The organism is Glaciibacter kafniensis (assembly GCF_039538945.1).
Classification (GTDB): domain Bacteria; phylum Actinomycetota; class Actinomycetes; order Actinomycetales; family Microbacteriaceae; genus Cryobacterium; species Cryobacterium kafniensis.
Genome location: NZ_BAABCN010000005.1, coordinates 1 through 16,571 on the forward strand (window position 1 = coordinate 1; position 16,571 = coordinate 16,571).

4 protein-coding genes are annotated in these 16,571 nt (G+C 63.6%); 2 read left to right on the forward strand and 2 right to left on the reverse strand.

The window, feature by feature from the left end; translation table 11 throughout:
* A partial coding sequence (locus tag ABD791_RS10950) for an InlB B-repeat-containing protein (protein WP_345066204.1) occupies positions 1-1,300 on the forward strand: 1,300 nt, incomplete at its 5' end.
* A gap of 210 nt (positions 1,301-1,510) precedes the next feature.
* Positions 1,511-5,029: an InlB B-repeat-containing protein gene (locus ABD791_RS10955; RefSeq protein ID WP_345066208.1), complete on the forward strand. Its 3,519-nt coding sequence runs from the start codon at positions 1,511-1,513 to the stop codon at positions 5,027-5,029.
* A gap of 752 nt (positions 5,030-5,781) precedes the next feature.
* Here ABD791_RS10955 and ABD791_RS10960 read toward each other — a convergent pair.
* Positions 5,782-11,901 (reverse strand): family 78 glycoside hydrolase catalytic domain, encoded by a 6,120-nt coding sequence (locus ABD791_RS10960; RefSeq protein WP_345066211.1) that lies wholly within the window; start codon positions 11,899-11,901, stop codon positions 5,782-5,784.
* A gap of 304 nt (positions 11,902-12,205) precedes the next feature.
* On the reverse strand, positions 12,206-16,342 hold the full coding sequence (locus tag ABD791_RS10965; RefSeq protein ID WP_345066214.1) for a family 78 glycoside hydrolase catalytic domain: 4,137 nt from the start codon (positions 16,340-16,342) through the stop codon (positions 12,206-12,208).
* Positions 16,343-16,571 lie beyond the last annotated feature (229 nt).

The window sequence follows — 16,571 nt, forward strand, 5'->3', positions numbered from 1 at the left end:
GGCGCCGACATTCTCGGTAACGGCGGGGGCTTTGCCTGCTGGGTTGAGCCTGGACGCGACGACGGGTGTGATTTCGGGTACTCCGACGTCGGCCGAGTCGGCGACGTTCACGGTCACGGCCAGCAACGGTGTCGGTTCGCCGGCAGCGACCAGCTACACGGTCGTGGTGAGTGCGGCCCTTGTTGCTCCGGCGATCACCTCGGGTGACCCCGGCGCGGGCACGGTGGGTTCGGCGTACTCGTTCACGGTCGTTGCCTCGGGTAACCCGGCGCCGACATTCTCAGTGACGGCGGGGGCTTTGCCTGCCGGGTTGAGCCTGGACGCGACGACGGGTGTGATCTCGGGAACTCCGACGTCGGTTGAGTCTGCGACTTTCACGGTCACGGCCAGCAACGGTGTCGCTTCGCCGGCGGCGACCAGCTACACAGTCGTGGTGAGTGAGCCGACGCCGATCGTCAAGTCGACGGTCAGCTTCGATTCGCAGGGCGGCAGCACGGTGGCCGCGGTGAGCGTGGTCAACGGCACGGTGATCAAGGCGCCGAAGGCTCCCACGCGCACCGGCTACACCTTCGCCGGTTGGTACACGAAGGCGACGGGTGGCAGCACCTGGAACTTCGCGGCCACGGTGACGACGGATGTGACGCTCTACGCGCACTGGACGGTGCAGAAGTTCACGGTCACGTTCAACGCGCAGGGTGGCAGCAAGGTTGCCGCGATGAGCACGAACTACAACACGGCCATCAAGGCGCCGAAGTCGCCGACCCGCACGGGTTACACCTTCGCCGGTTGGTACACGAAGGCGACCGGTGGCAGCAAGTGGAACTTCACCACCAAGGTGACGACGAGCACCACCGCCTACGCCCACTGGACCGTGCAGAAGCGCACGGTCACGTTCAACTCCCAGGGCGGCAGCACGGTGGCCGCAGTGAGCACGAACTACAACACCGCGATCAAGGCGCCGAAAGCACCCACCCGTAGCGGTTACACCTTCGCGGGTTGGTACACGAAGGCCACCGGTGGCACCGCGTGGAAGTTCAGTTCGAAGGTGACGGCCAACGCCACCGCCTATGCCCACTGGACGGTGCAGAAGCGCACGGTCACGTTCAACACGCAGGGCGGCAGCAAGGTGGCCGCGGTGAGCACGAACTACAACACCGTCATCAAGGCACCGAAGTCTCCGACCCGCACCGGTTACACCTTCGCGGGTTGGTACACGAAGGCGACCGGCGGCACCAAGTGGAAGTTCAGCTCGAAGGTGACAGCCAACGCCACCGCCTACGCCCACTGGACGAAGAGGTAACCCACCGGAATCGGCTGCCGCCTCGCACGAAGGCGGCAGCCCGATTCAGCCCAGCACGTCACTAGGCAGAGTCTTCGATTTCTGAGGTCAACGTGTCCTCTCTTGCCCTACTGCACTCGCTGACGCTACACTCACACACAGTCCAAAATGAATCGTTTCATTACGATCAGTTTTCATTATTCGACCACATCAAAGACGATTGGCGCATCTATGATCGACGCTGCTTTGGCGCGCAGAACTATGCGCCTCCTTCTTCTCTCGACTCTCACCGGTGCACTGATCGCGACGCCGTTTACGGCGCCTGCGCTGGCAGCAGGCACAGCGTCATCGACATCCTGTGACGCAGCGGCCGCGGCCGACGGACAGCAGCCGGTGCTCCAGCTACCGATTGCGCCCAACGCGATGTGGCCTGGCAGGACGCCCGACTACTCGTTCTCTGCACTCGACGCCGTCGACAACGGGTTCGACCGTGTGGGGTATTGCCTTGAAACAACAGCCGGGTCCGGCAAGCAGTGGGCCTGGGCGGGAATGGATGCCTTCACCACCGATCCAGGCCTGCTCGGCCTGCACACCATCCCTGGACAGGCTTCGCAGCAACGCGTCACTGGTCTCGACGTCGCATCGAACGTCGCGACCGTTGCGACGGGCACGAGCATGACGGGATGGCTTGAGCACTGGCCGAATACCTACGAGACATACCGCAGCGGGCAGGTATACGGAGCTACGAGCGACAGATACGACGCGGACGACCAGCCGACGGTCGGCTGGTACGGCTCATTCCAAGTGCACCGTGTGAACGAAGAACCCGGGAGCACCGAGACGGCGAGCACCGTCATGGCGCTCAACGGCTTTACCTCGGAGGGAACACTCGACATCGGGTTCGGAAATGCCCCGCAAGGAGGCGCTGCGCATCCGGACTGGACGTTCGCGGAAAACGCCAACTCCTTCACGAGCCGCACGCTGACGGTGTATGCGCGCCCGGCAGTGGTGTCATTGACAAGTGCTCCACAGGACCGGCAGCTCATCGCTCGGGACGCGGAGAATGGTGCGAACGTCGCCATTGCAGGCACGGCGGATGCTGCAGTCGATACTGTTCGGTTGTCGGTGACCAGCGAGGGAGAGACGTCGAGCACGTCGCAGTCGGGGTCGACCTTCTCCTTCGATACACGCATCACCGCAGGCTTTCACGACTATGACTTTCTCTTGGAAGCTCAGGTTGACGGCGTCTGGCGAACGGTCGGGCAATGGACTCACGTTGTCTCCGGTGACGCCTTCGTGATCCAGGGACAATCCAACTCGGAATCTGCCGCGTGGGAGTCGGGTTCAGATTCCAGCACGGGCAACCAATCCCCGTGGGTGCGCACCTACGGCACCACATCGTGGAACTCAGATACCTCACGCGGCACGCGCGCCTGGGAATACGCCTACGGCGACATGACCTCGGGAAATAAGAGTCAGGTGACGAACGCCGGAATGGTCGGCCAGTGGGGGATGCGCATGGGAGGGGTGCTCTCGCAGCAACTCCAGGTACCCGTCGCGATCATCAACGGTGCGCATGGCGGGCAGCCGATCCACGTATTCCAGCGCAACGACGCGAATCCAGACGACATCACGACGAACTATGGTCGGTTGCGCCAACGTTTAGAGGCGGCAGGACTTCTGCGCGACGTGAAGGCTGTTTTCTGGTACCAGGGCGAGTCGGACTACGGTGACACGTCGCGTCACATCGACGGCTTCACGTCGCTGCTTGAGGACTGGCGTAGCGAGTTCGGTTCCAATCTCGAAGGCGGGTCGCGTTATTACGCATTTCAGATTCGGACCTCGTGCAGCGGCGACGGAAATGCTGCCCGCGGCCAGGACATCGTCTTGCGTGAAGCGCAGCGCAACCTGTCTCGCACCCAGAATGTGACAGTTTTGTCGCCCACGGGAGCTTCGGTTCATGACGGCTGCCACTTCGGATATGAGGGTGGTTACAAGACGTTCGGTGAGCAGGCGGCTGCCGTTCTTCTGCGGGATCTCTATGACGGCCCGAGCGCCGGTGTCGCTGCTCCCGATCCGATTGCCGCGGCCGCGTCGTCCGCCTCGAGCGCGGAGTTCACGATCCAGCTCGATTCCGCAACAGATCCGTTGATCGTAGACACGAACATCCTCTCCACGGGTGATTTTGTCGTGAACGGTTCATCGGCGAGCATCACGAACGTGGCCTACCGTGAAGGAGGCAAGCTTCTTGTCACGCTGAACGGGCCCGTCGGAAATGCTGCCACGGTGACCTACCTGTCCCATTACGGCGCGGGCCCGATGATTCGTACGTCGAGTGGGGTGGGCCTTCTTGCCTTCAACCGGGTGCCGGTTGCGGTCGGCACGCTCGCGCCGTCGTTGGTCGAGGCAGTCCCTGGCGGAGTTGCCGGCGTCGAGTATTCGGCACCACTGGGCGCTCACGGCGTGGATGCCGCCCGGTACTCCCTGACGGAGGGCTCGCTTCCTGAGGGGTTTGTGCTGGATCGGGTCAGTGGTGTGCTGTCGGGTGTGTCAAACACTGCAGGATCCAGTGCGTTCACCGTGCGCATGGACTCTGCGGCGGGAAGTATCAGCAAGGCCTATTCGTTCGAGATTGCTGCGGCGCCGGTGAGCACTGTCAGCGTGTCGGCGGATTCGATGACCTCGACAGTGGGCAGCTTCGTAAAGATCACGGTGTCTGGTGCGGATTCCTTCGGCAACAATCTGGGAGATCTGACGGACCGGGCTGTGTTGAGCAGTGATCAGCCGGGAGATGTCGTGTCGGGCAGCCGGGTGACGTTTGCCCGTGCTGGTACGCATGTGATCACGGCAACGGTCGGTGGGGTGTCAGGATCGGTCTCGATTGAGGTCGCGCCGACTCCGACCGTCAAGTCGACGGTCAGCTTCGATTCGCAGGGCGGCAGCACGGTGGCCCCCATTGTGACAACGTCCGGCTCGGCTATTGCGGCACCTGTCGCACCGAAGCGCACCGGTTACACCTTCGCGGGGTGGTACACGAAGGCGACCGGTGGCAGCGCGTGGAAGTTCACGAACACGGTGACGACGGATGTGACGCTCTACGCTCACTGGACGGTGCAGAAGCGCACGGTCCAGTTCAACGCGCAGGGTGGGAGCAAGGTGGCCGCGGTGAGCACCAACTACAACACCGTGATCAAGGCGCCGAAGTCGCCCACGCGCACCGGTTACACCTTCTCGGGTTGGTACACGAAGGCGACCGGTGGCAGCAAGTGGAACTTCACCGCCACGGTGACCTCCAGCGCCACCGCCTATGCCCACTGGACGGTGCAGAAGCGCACGGTCACGTTCAACACGCAGGGCGGCAGCAAGGTGGCCGCGGTGAGCACGAACTACAACACCGCGATCAAGGCGCCGAAGGCCCCGACTCGCAGCGGTTACACCTTCGCGGGTTGGTACACGAAAGCCACCGGCGGCAGCAAGTGGAAGTTCAGTTCGAAGGTGACGGCCAACGCCACCGCGTACGCGCACTGGACGGTGCAGAAACGCACGGTCACGTTCAACGCACAGGGCGGCAGCAAGGTGGCCGCGGTGAGCACGAACTACAACACCGCGATCAAGGCACCGAAGTCGCCCACTCGCAGCGGATATGTCTTCAAGGGTTGGTACACGAAGGCCACCGGCGGCACCGCCTGGAAGTTCAGTTCGAAGGTGACGGCCAACGCCACCGCGTACGCTCACTGGGCAAAGAAGTAACCCACCGGATCCGGACGGCTGCCTCACCAGAGGCGGCCGTCCGATCCAACCCAGATCGGATGACCTGGTCTCGACACTGGCCCCGTCAGTCTCGGTGATCGCACCTGTCGACGCTTCTCTCTGGGCGGTGCCGAGGATGGTTTCGTGAGTGTGCGAGACCGCCCGAGCTGATGGCTGCGCCGGCACATGACACGATTCCTCACCCATTCGACGGAGATTCCGCTTGTTTCGAGGCCGATCAGCATGAATTGCCGGTGTGTCGCGAGAAATCTCCGTCGAATGGGCGCGGCAACAGGCAGCGCGGCGGCAGGCAGCGTTCAGCGACCGAGAGCGACAGGCTCGAAGGGCTCGACCCTCGACGAAAGCCGCCGCGCGGGTCGAAAACCGCCACGACTAGTCAGTTCAACCGGCGCAGCGGTATTCAGCCCTCGCCACGCGTTTGCGGCTGAGATCCGAAGGCGCGGCGCGGGTCCAAAGCCGCGGCGCGGGTCCAGTGCCACAGCGCGGGCTGCTGACTCATCGACGACACGCGATGCTGAGACCCAGAGAGACCCGCTCTGCACCGGCGGACGTATCCGAGGCGTGCGGGTGCGGGACATGCCACCGGCACAACGAAGGGCGGCCGACGGGAAATTCCCCGCCGGCCGCCCTTCATAACCGTGACCAACGATGGCCAGTATCGAAACCAGCTCATCCGACCGGGGTGGATCGGACGGCCGCCTCCGGTGAGGCGGCCGTCCGAATCCGGTGGGTTACTTCTTCGCCCAGTGCGCGTACGCGGTGGCGTTGGCCGTCACCTTGGCGGTGAACTTCCACTTGCTGCCGCCGGTCGCCTTCGTGTACCAACCAGTGAAGACATATCCGCTACGCGTGGGAGCCTTCGGCGCCTTGATCACGGTGTTGTAGTTCGTGCTCACCGCGGCCACCTTGCTGCCGCCCTGCGCGTTGAACGTGACCGTGCGCTTCTGCACCGTCCAGTGGGCATAGGCGGTGGCGCTGGAGGTCACCTTGGCGGTGAAGTTCCACTTGCTACCACCCGTGGCCTTCGTAAACCAACCCGCGAAGGTGTAACCCGTGCGCGTCGGAGACTTCGGTGCCTTGATCACGGTGTTGTAGTTCGTGCTCACCGCGGCCACCTTGCTGCCGCCCTGCGCGTTGAACGTGACCGTGCGCTTCTGCACCGTCCAGTGCGCGTAGGCAGTGGCGTTCGACGTCACTTTGGCGGTGAAGTTCCACTTGGTGCCACCGGTGGCCTTCGTGTACCACCCCTTGAAGGTGTAACCCGTGCGGGTGGGCGACTTCGGCGCCTTGATCGCGGTGTTGTAGTTCGTGCTCACCGCGGCAACCGTGCTCCCGCCCTGGGAGCTGAACGTGACCGTGCGCTTCTGAACCGTCCAGTGCGCGTAGAGCGTCACATCCGCCTTCACCGTGTTCGTGAAGTTCCACGCACTGCCACCCGTCGCCTTCGTGTACCAACCGGCGAAGGTGTAGCCGGTGCGCGTCGGAGCCTTCGGCGCCTTGATCACCGTGCCGTTGTCCACGCTCACCGCGGCGACCGTGCTGCCGCCCTGCGAATCGAAGCGAACCGTCGACTTCGGCACAATGATGATCGTGCCCGTGATCGACTGTTCTTTCTCAACGTTGCCGGCGACATCGGTCGAGGCGTAGTCGACGGTGAACGCACCTTCGGTGGTGACCGTGACCGCGTCGCCCGCCTTCCACTCTCCGCCGTTCACCCGGTAGCGCGTCTCGGCGACGCCCGACGTGGCATCCGTCGCACCGAAGCGAATCGTTCCGCTGGTGCGGGCCGACTCACCGTCGAACTCGGCGCCGCGCGTGGCCGTGGTGGCCGGAGCGACGGTGTCGATTTTCACCCGCAGGCTCTGGATGACGCTGGCATTGCCCGCGACATCGGTCGCCTGGTAGGTCAGAGCGTGCTCACCCTCGTCGGCAAGTGAAATCGCCGACGAATAGCCCGTCATCGCCCCGGAACCGAGTGCGTACTCGATCGCGAGGTCGCCCACCCGATCGTCCTGAGCCTGCAAGGTGACGCCGACCGGCGACTGCGTGAACCAGCCGGTCGCCGTGTTCGGAACCGACGGGTCAGTCGTCGCAGACACGCTCGGCGCGAGGGTGTCGCTCGGCGCCGGCAACGTCCACGCATCAGCGATCGACGGGTCGTAGTTCGACGCGGCGTGCTTGAACATGACGTGCACGGTCCCTGTTGTACTGAATGCCGCCGGGTCGTCGACCAGGATCTGGTAATTGCTGGCGCCGCCGGAGTTGGGTACCCGCTGGAACAGCCGGTTTTGCACGACCACCCCGTTCACGCTCACCGCGTATTCCTTCAACCGCGGTCCGTCGAATGTCTCGACCGCACGGATGACGAACGGCACGCTCTTCGGAACCGCCATGTCGAACTCGAACGACGAGTTTGCGGCGCTTCCGGAGTAGCGACGGGACAGGCCCGCCTCCGAACTCGTGCCCGAGCCCGCCGACGCCCTCACATTGTGCGACCCTTCGGAGGCCCCGTCGCCGAGGTCGATGTGGTCGTACACGGTGCTCGAGCCGGCCGGTCGCGCAACAGTCGCCTGCAGCGCAACACCGGCGGAGGCAAGTTCGGTGCCCCCGCGGTCGAAGGTCGCCGTCAGGTTCACGGTTTCCTCGCTCAGTGTGGTCGGCACGAAGATCTCGACCGGGATTGCCGCGGTCTTGCCCGGCGCCACGACCGTCAGGGTCGTTGGGACAGGCGTGACCCACCCCGTCGGAACGGACACCGAGGCGCGGCCGGAAACCGGCAGGGTGCCGGCGTTTGCGATGGTGACAGTGACGATGGTCTTCGTTGCGGGCATCACCGTGGAGGGAGTGGCGGTGGTGCTGATGGTGACACCGGAGCCGATGACGATGCTCGCCGAAGCGGATGTCGTCACCGCAGTGCCGAGGTAGGCGTACGAGACCTCAAGCGGTAGCGCGACAGTTCCGGGAAGTTGGTCCTCCGGCACGGTCAGGGTGAAGGTCGAGGTGCTCTTCTCACCGACACCGAGGGCCGCGATCGTCGGCGCGGAAGCCGGAACCACGCTCCAAGCGTTCTCCGCTTCGACCCGGGAAATGACGCCCGTCAGTGGTTCGGTTCCGGTGTTCTCGAGGGTGCCCGTCAGCGTGACGGTCTGTCCGGGCAGGTACGACGCGGTATCACCCGCGTCGAGGTGCACGGTCAGCCCGGCGAGCGTCGTCACGATCGCCGACAACTGCCGGTCGAGAGTATCCAGATCGGTGGCAAGACTGGTTGCCGTCGCCTCCGCAACTCCAGAGCCGGTCAGCCAGCTCGACGCGGCACGCACAGCCGCGAGAGCGGCGCGCACGTGTTCGACGACGGCGGCGTGATCCGTGGCCAACAGCGGAATGGCGGCGACGGATGCGTCGATGACGTCCTGCAGGTGGCTGTTGAGCTGGGCGGCCTGACCGGTCGTCAGCATGTCGTCAGCCTTGAGGCCGTCGACCTTGTCGGCCAGCGCTGCAGCCGAGTCGATCGCGCTGCCCAGTGTGTCCGCCTGGGCGTTCACGCTGAAGTCGTAGCTGCCGGAACCCACGGTCACGACAACGTCGGTTCCGTTCGACGAGACGACGGTGACGCCTTCGGCATCGGCCAGCCCGTTGCCGCTTTCGGTGACTGCCCAGACGCTCGCAGCCGGGATGTGCACCGTGGCGGTGGCGTTCGTCGGCACGACGGTAGCCAGCGAGAAGTCATCTCCCGTTTGCGCCCAATCGGTTGAGACTGTGCCGTAGACGGAATCGAAGGATGCCGCGGCGTGGGTGAGTCCGCCACCGGGGCGAGGCGCGATAGTGATCGACTTGTAACCGATGTCATCCACGGTGATGCCGCCGATGTTCTGGTACATCCAGTCGCCAACAGCCCCGAATGCGTAGTGGTTGAACGAGTTCATCGAGGCCGGGCCGTAGTTGCCGTTGGCGTCGATGGAGTCCCAGCGCTCCCACATGGTCGTCGCGCCGGATTCAACCTCGTAGCCCCACGAGGGCAGAGTCTTGTTCAGCAGCAAGCGGTAGGCGACGTCCCAGTTTCCGGTTTCGCTCAGCGCGGGCATCAGCCAGGGGGTGCCGACGAATCCGGTGGACAGGTGGTAGTCGCGGCTGGCGAGCTTGGCGACAAGCTTCTTGCCGGCGGCCTCACGCAGGTTGTCCGGCACGAGATCCATGCCGAGGGCAAGCGCATACGCCGTCTGACTGTTGCCTGTCACGCCACCGTCGGCTGCGACGAAGTTGGTCACGAACGCATCGGTGACCGCGGTTTCGAGCGCGGTGTATTTGGCGGCATCCGCTGTCTTGCCGATCGCTGTTGCCATTTCGCTCATCACGCGAGCGTCGTAGGCGTAGTAGGCGGTGCCGAGCACGACAGCGGGGGTGGGATCGTTCAGGTCGAGCCAGTCGCCGTACGGGCCGTCGTCGCGGATGTAGTCAGGGAAATTGGTCGACAGGTAACCGAAATACTTCTCCATCGACGCGTAGTTCTGGGCGATGATGTCGGTGTCGCCGTAGCGCTTCCACGACATCCATGGGATCGTGATTCCGCCGTCAGACCAACCGGTGCCGCCGTTGCAGCAGCCCATATCGGGTCCGCGCGGCGCCGATTCCGGGTACTCGCCGTCGGGCAGTTGAGTGTCGCGCACATCCTTCAACCACTTCTTGATGAAGGCGAGCGAATCCATGTTGAACGCGGCGGTTCCGGCGAACGCGTTGAGGTCACCGGTGTAGCCGAGCCGCTCATCGCGAGCCGGAGTGTCGGTGGGTACCGAGATGAAGTTACCGCGCTGGCCCCAAGCGATGTTGCTCTGCAACTGGTTGAGCATCGGGTCGGAGGTTGTGAACTCCCCGGTCATCGCCATGTCGGAGCCGAAGACGAGCGCGCGGACATCCGCCAGTTCGGGAACCGTCTTGACCCCACTGATTTCGATGTACCGGAAGCCGTGCTGGGTGAACTTCGGGCGATAGGTGATCGTGCCGTCGGCGGCGAAGCGATACGTGTCGGTTGCCTTGGCGCTGCGCAGGTTGTCGAGGTAGAGACTGCCGTCTGTGTTGAGCACCTCGGCGTGACGGATGCGCACCCGGTCGCCGGCCGTGCCGGTGAGGGTGACTTCGGCAACGCCCGACAGGTTCTGGCCGAGGTCGTAGACATAGTTGCCCGATCCGGCTGGCGCCTCGGTGCGGGTCTGCGTGGGCATCACCTGCGTGACGCGTACCGGCTCGTCGGTCTGCGGGTGCAGCATCGCGGTGCTCTTGTTATCGGCGACCGTGACGGATGACCAGGCGTCGGCGTTGAATCCGGGGGAGTCCCAACCGGCCTGCTCGAGCGTCGCGTCGTACTCTTCGCCCATCAGCAAGTCGGAGCTGACCAGCGGACCGGTCGAGGTTTTCCAGCTCGGGTCAGTACGAATGACCTGTTGGGTGCCGTCAGTGAAATCGATCACCAGTTCGGCCGTGACTGAGTTGTTCTTGCCGTACTTCTTGTCGCCATACCAGGCGACGTAACCGGAGTACCAGCCGGTGCCCACCCAGGCGCCGATGACGTTGTCGCCATTCTGAAGCTGTTTCGTGACGTCGTAGGTCTGGTACTGAAATCGCTGGGTGAAGTCGGTCCAACCCGGCGCGAGTTCCTCGTCGCCGACCTTCTCGCCGTTGATCGAGAGTTCGTAGAGTCCCCGCGCTGAGGCGTGCACGCGAGCCTGCGCGATCGTCTTGCCGCTGTCGGTGGCGAAGCTCTTACGCAGTAGCGGGAGGGCGGTCTTCGGCGACCAGATGGCTTCGGTCTGACCCGCAATGTGCAGGCCGCCTTCGGGGCCGGCGACGATGTCGCCGCGCTTGAACGGGTTGTCTCCCGCAGTGAAGTTTGAGGTGTAAAGATCGCCGGATGCACCGGTGCCGGGCACGGACGAGACCTTCATGGAGTGGACAGTGACTTCTTCGGCGGTCGAAATGTCGGTGCGAATGCCGACGTACCCCTTCGAATGCGTCGACTCGGTGCGTGTGTCGACGACGACGCCGTTCACTGTCGTGACGAACTGGCCGCCCTGAACGGTCACGGAGAGAGTTCCCCGGTGCTTCAACACATCGGCGGCAAGCCCCTTCGTCGTGAGGTCAACTTCGGGCATGCTGACCCAGTTGCCGCCCACCCTCTTGTGCGGGCGGAGTCTCGGCTGGCCGGCCTTCTCGTCGTTGAGCTGCCACATATAGCTGTCAGCTCCCGAGCTGGACGAACGCAGAAAGACGCCGAATGCCGCCTTCTTGAGAGTGAAGTCGACGTCGACTCGGTAGTCGGTCCACTTGTTCATCTCGGCCGAGGGGTCAACGCCGCCCACCCAGTCGGCTTTCCACTCGCTGTTGCTGAGGAACGCCGTCTCGAACGAGGCGGGAGCCGACCAATCAGATTCGTTTCCCTTGTTATCCCACACCTTCACCTGCCAGGCATAGCTGGTCTGTGACGTGACATCCGGGCCCGCGTACGTGATGTTGAGCTGCTGGTCGGAGACCACCTTGCCGGAATCCCAGAGAGTGGCGCCGGCGAGTGCACTCTCGGTCGCTGCAGCGCGCACCTGATAAGCGGTCTGCACCACGCCGCGCCCGGTTCCAACGCTTTGCCAACTCAGAATCGGCGCGTTGGTGCCGTCGATGCCGAGCGGGTTCACCAGATCATTGGTCTCCAGCCCGACCACGCTGAGCGTTGACGGTTCGGCGGCGGACGCGGGTGCGACCGGCACCACCATGACCGCGGCGAGGGCAATGGCCATCATGCCGACTACGACGTTGCGCAACGGAGACGGAGGTGTGCGTTTCACACGCGCCACAGAGAGTTCACTCATACGAAGCTGGGATCCAATCATCATCGATTGGGCCGAGGAACGCCGCCGGAGGGGTGGTGTGGTCGTCTGGCCCTTGAAACGATTCACTCCGTGGTGCAGGGTAAACCTACAGGCTTTTCAACGCCCTGGCAAAGGTTTTGCGCCCGTTTCCCCGAGTGCCTCATGTCCAGATGCTTGCGAAATCTGGACATGAGGCACTACGGAGAGGGCGCGTTGACCTCAGAAAACGAAGGCTCTGCCTGGTGACATGCTGGGTCGGATCGGACGGCCGCCTCCGGTGAGGCGGCCGTCCGAATCCGGTGGGTTACTTCTTCGCCCAGTGAGCGTAGGCGGTGGCGTTGGTCGTCACCTTGGCGGTGAACTTCCAGGCGGTGCCACCGGTGACCTTCGTGTACCACCCCTTGAAGACATATCCGCTGCGCGTGGGCGACTTCGGTGCCTTGATCACGGTGTTGTAGTTCGTGCTCACCGCGGCCACCTTGCTGCCGCCCTGCGCGTTGAACGTGACCGTGCGCTTCTGCACCGTCCAGTGCGCGTAGGCAGTGGCGTTCGACGTCACCTTGGCGGTGAAGTTCCACTTGCTGCCACCGGTCGCCTTCGTGTACCACCCCTTGAAGGTGTAACCCGTGCGCGTCGGAGACTTCGGCGCCTTGATCGCGGTGTTGTAGTTCGTGCTCACCGCGGCCACCTTGCTGCCGCCCTGCGCGTTGAACGTCACCGTGCGCTTCTGCACCGTCCAATGCGCGTAAAGCGTCACATCTACTGTCACCGGAGAGGTAAACGCCCAGGCGGAACTCCCCGTGGCCGTCGTGTGCCAACCCGCGAAGGTGTAACCCGTGCGCGTCGGCGACTTCGGCGCCTTGATCACGGTGTTGTAGTTCGTGCTCACCGCGGCCACCGTGCTGCCACCCTGCGCGTTGAACGTCACCGTGCGCTTCTGCACCGTCCAATGCGCGTAAAGCGTCACATCTACTGTCACCGGAGAGGTAAACGCCCAGGCGGAACTCCCCGTGGCCGTCGTGTGCCAACCCGCGAAGGTGTAACCCGTGCGCTTCGGTGCGACAGGAGCCGCAATGGCCGTGCCAGACGTTGTCACAATGGGGGCCACCGCGCTGCCGCCCTGCGAATCGAAGCTGACCGTCGCGTCGGCGACAGGCTCGACAACAGGCTTGGCAACAGCGAAACTGTAGTCGCCTGAGCCGACCTCGAGAACTGCAACACCATTCTGAGTGGAGACGGAGGTGACACCCTCGACCTCATCGATTGCGACGCCGTTCTCGGTCACCTCCTGACCGTCAGCGATCGGCAGCGTGACGGTCGCAGTCGTGTTCACCGGAACTGAAGCAGCGAGCGTGAGACCGTTCTCGGTGGTATCCCACGATGAAGAAATCATGCCGAAGACAGAATCGAAGGTTCCTTTTCCGTGAGTGAGTCCGCCACCGGGGGTAGGCGCGATATCGAATGTCTTGTAGCCAGCGCTCGTTGAAGTGATGCCACCGATGTTCTGGTACATCCAGTTGCCGACGGCTCCATAGGCGTAGTGGTTGAAGGAGTTCATCCCTCCGTCGGCCACAGTGCCATCGGGCTTGATCGCATCCCAGCGTTCCCACATCGTGGTGGCTCCGAGGGCGACTTCATAGCCCCACGACGGATAGGTGTCGTTGTTGAGCAGTCGGTATGCGAGGTCCTGATGCCCGGTCTTTGTGAGCGCCGTCAGTAGCCAGGGGGTGCCGAGGAAGCCCGTCGAGAGGTGGTAATCGCGGGCTGCGATGGCCGCGACGTACTTGTCCCCGACCTGCTTCAAACGATCTGCCGGGATCAGGCCCATTCCGATCGAGATCGCATAGGCGGTCTGGCTGTTGCCGAGCATCGTGCCGTCTGTAGCCAAATACTTGGCGAGAAAAGCGGTTTGCACCCGCTTGGCGAGCTCGGCGTAGTGCTCGGCATCAGTCGTCTCACCGATCTCAGCTGCCATCTGGCTCAGCAGATCAGCACTGTAGTAGTAGTACGCGGTGCCCAGCAGCCCGAGGTCGGTTGGGTCGTTCACATCCAGCCAGTCGCCGGTGTTGCCGTGAACGCGGATGAGGCTCGGGCCGGCTGAGCGTTCGACGAATGCCATGAAGTTCTTCATCATGGCGTAGTTGTCGTGGATGACGGCAGAGTCACCGTAGCTTTGCCAGAGGATGTACGGCAGGGTGATGCCGGCATCCGACCATCCCGAGCCGCCACCACAGCAGCGGCCGACGATGTTCGGCGCGACACCGGGCAGGTCGCCGTCACCACCCTGGGAGTCGGCGAGCGTGCCGAGCCAGGCGCCCAGGAAGTTGCGCGTGTCTTGGTTGTAGCTTGCGGTCGGGGCGAACACGTTGATGTCGCCGGTCCAGGCGAGACGTTCGTCGCGGGCCGGGGTGTCGGTGGGAATCGACAAGAAGTTGCCGCGCTGGCCCCAGACGATGTTGCTCTGCAGCTGGTTGAGCATGGAGCTCGATGTCTCGAGGGTTCCGGTCGTCGGCAGGTCACTTCCCCAGACCAGGCCCGTCACCTGATCAACCGATGACGGCTCGGTCACTCCGGTGATCTCGGCGTAGCGAAAGCCGTGAAAGGTGAAGGTCGGCGTATAGCTCGCCGTGCCGTCTGCCGCGAACGTGAACGTGTCGGTTGCCTTCGCCGTACGCAGATTCTCGGTGTACAGAGTTCCATCGGCCTTGAGCAGCTCGCCGTAGCGAATTGTCGCCGTCGTGCCCGCCTTCCCGGTGAGCTCGAACCGGCCGACGCCGACCATGTTCTGGCCCATGTCGTAGATCCAGGTGCCCGGGGTGGGTTCGGTGCGCTCAATCGGGGTGCGCTCTTCGGTGACGCGTACCGGCTCTGACCGCGCGGCCACGAGCTTGGCGGTGTCGGCGTTGTCGGCGACGCCGACGGGTTTCCAGGCGGTATCGGCGAAGTTCGCGGTGTCCCAGCCGTCTTGCATCCGTCTGGCGTCAAAGACCTCGCCCATGATGATGTCAGATTCGACAAGTGGTCCGGCTGCGGTCTTCCAGCTATTGTCGGTCTTTACCCAGCTGTGGCTGCCGTCGGAGTAGTCAATGCGCAGCTGTGCGATGAGCGAGGTGCGGTTGCCCCAGATGCCGGTTCCGTATTGACCGACGTGTCCGGCATACCAGCCGGTGCCGAGCTTGGCACCGATTGCATTGCCGCCCTGCTTGACGAGATCCGTCACATCGTAGCTTTGGTAGTCGATGCGCTTCTTATACTCGGTCATGCCAGGGGCCAGTAGTTCGTCACCGACGCGCTTGCCGTTGATCGACAGTTCGTAGACGCCCCGAGCGGATGCGTACACGCGGGCCGACACGACCTCTTTCGCCACGGAGAATTCCTTGCGCAGCAAGGGCTGAGCCGGTTCAGCTCGCATCAGGGTGTCGAGCGGAGCGAAGGCTTTGAACGCGCCGTTGACAACAGACCCTCCGGCGAAAGGATTCTGGCCGTCGCTGAAGTCGGTGCGGAGGAGGGTTCCGTTCTCGGGCGACTCGACGACGATCTTGTGGATGGTCGAATTCTCTGGCCCTTCGCCGACCATCGTCTGACGGAAGCCGATGTAGCCCTGGCTGAAAGTGGTGTCGGTGCGTTGGTCGATTTGCGTGCCATCGAGGAAGCTCGTGATGGTGGTGCCGGCGAAATCAACGGTCAAATTGTGCGTGCCGGTGGTGAGGGCGGCGACAGTAGTGATGCCGGAGAGATCAACACCATTCCCTAGCATCGCGAAGTTTCCGTTGCGCTTGACGTGGGGTCGAAATTGCGGAAAGCCCTGAGCAACCGAGAGCTGCATCATGTACCCGTTCTGCAGGTCGCGGGCGCGGGCGTACATGCCGATGACGACGCTGTCCAAGGTGAAGTCCAGGGAGACGCTGTAGTTCGACCATCGCGCCATTTCGGCCGAGGGATCTGCACTGCCGATCCAGTCGGCCTGCCAGTCGGCGGGGCGAAGACCTGTCTCGAACCAGGCGGGCGCACTCCAGTCGGTCGGGATGCCCGCATCCGTCCAGATTCGAACCTGCCAGAAGTAGCGCGTCTGCGATTCGAGGGCCGATCCGTCATACCGGATGCCGATCTGCCGGTCGGAGTCCACTCGCCCCGACGCCCACGCGTTTGAGCGCGGTAGAGAATCAGCACTCGTGTCGACGCGTATCTCGTAGGCCTTCTGAGTCACGGAGCGGCCTGACGACGTGCTCTGCCAGCTCAGGCTCGGAGCAGTGACTCCGATACCGAGCGGGTCGACAAGTGCATTTGTCTTCAGCGAGGTCACGCTGACTGCCTCCGCTGCTGCGGCCGAGGCTGGCGCACCGGCCGCTACCGCGCCTCCGGCTAGGAGGGCGGCTACCAGGCCCAACGATGTGATGCGGCCCAGGATGGCGCGCCGCCTGTGTTTTCTCGAAACTGCCATGGTCGGTGGAGGCTCCTGCTCTCTTCGTTGAGGGGCATGCGCCGGATGCGACGCCGGTGGGTGCGCGAAGCGGGGTGGGCACACGTGGGGGAGTGTCTTGCGTGCAACTGGTGTGAATGGTGGGCGATCTAGATCGTGACGAGCGCCTGATCTATAATGAATCGATTCAACCCGCCGATTTCACACCCAATCAGATCGCGCCTTGGTTGTCAAGAGGTGCATCCGAGGA